This is a genomic window from Mesobacillus harenae (assembly GCF_013343715.1).
Lineage (GTDB): Bacteria > Bacillota > Bacilli > Bacillales > Cytobacillaceae > Mesobacillus_A > Mesobacillus_A harenae.
Window position 1 is genome coordinate 1 of the sequence record NZ_JABUNR010000037.1, and the last position, 681, is coordinate 681.

Sequence of the window (681 nt, forward strand, 5' to 3'; positions counted from 1 at the left end):
GAAGCCCCCCTCGAGATGAGATTTCCCATAGCGCAAGCTAGTAAGATCCCTGAAAGATGATCAGGTAGATAGGTCTGAGGTGGAAGCGTGGTGACACGTGGAGCTGACAGATACTAATCGATCGAGGACTTAACCAAATAGAAAAGCGAAGGCGACTGTACAGCTTCGACTAGCGCTGGAGCTTCTGGCGGAAAAGTCAGTATGACTTTGACAGAAGAAGCGAAGCGACCTCGAGAAGCTAGGAGCCGCAGCTGGACATGGCGATACTCAACTTTCTTTTCTTCTTCTTTATTACATTATCTAGTTTTGAGGGAACAAAAATTTCCTCTTGAAAAAATTTTAAAAGACATTATAATAAATAGTGTCGTATTAAATAGTCTGGTGACGATAGCGAGAAGGTCACACCCGTTCCCATACCGAACACGGAAGTTAAGCTTCTCAGCGCCGATGGTAGTTGGGGTTTTACCCCTGTGAGAGTAGGACGCTGCCAGGCTTTTATATTGGAGGATTAGCTCAGCTGGGAGAGCATCTGCCTTACAAGCAGAGGGTCGGCGGTTCGATCCCGTCATCCTCCACCATACCTTATTCAATATCTTGCCGGTGTAGCTCAATTGGTAGAGCAACTGACTTGTAATCAGTAGGTTGGGGGTTCAAGTCCTCTTGCCGGCACCACTTTTTAAT

2 tRNA genes and 2 rRNA genes are annotated in these 681 nt (G+C 46.5%); all 4 read left to right on the top strand.

Annotated elements, in window-relative coordinates:
* Positions 1-137: ribosomal RNA gene (locus HRJ06_RS22860) — 23S ribosomal RNA — on the top strand; the annotation flags it as partial.
* Between the two features lie 240 nt (positions 138-377).
* Positions 378-493, top strand: a 5S ribosomal RNA gene (rrf, locus tag HRJ06_RS22865).
* Positions 494-502: 9 nt separating this feature from the next.
* Positions 503-578: transfer RNA gene (locus tag HRJ06_RS22870), tRNA-Val, on the top strand.
* 18 nt (positions 579-596) lie between these two features.
* A tRNA-Thr gene (locus HRJ06_RS22875) sits at positions 597-672 on the top strand.
* The last annotated feature ends 9 nt before the right edge of the window (positions 673-681 follow it).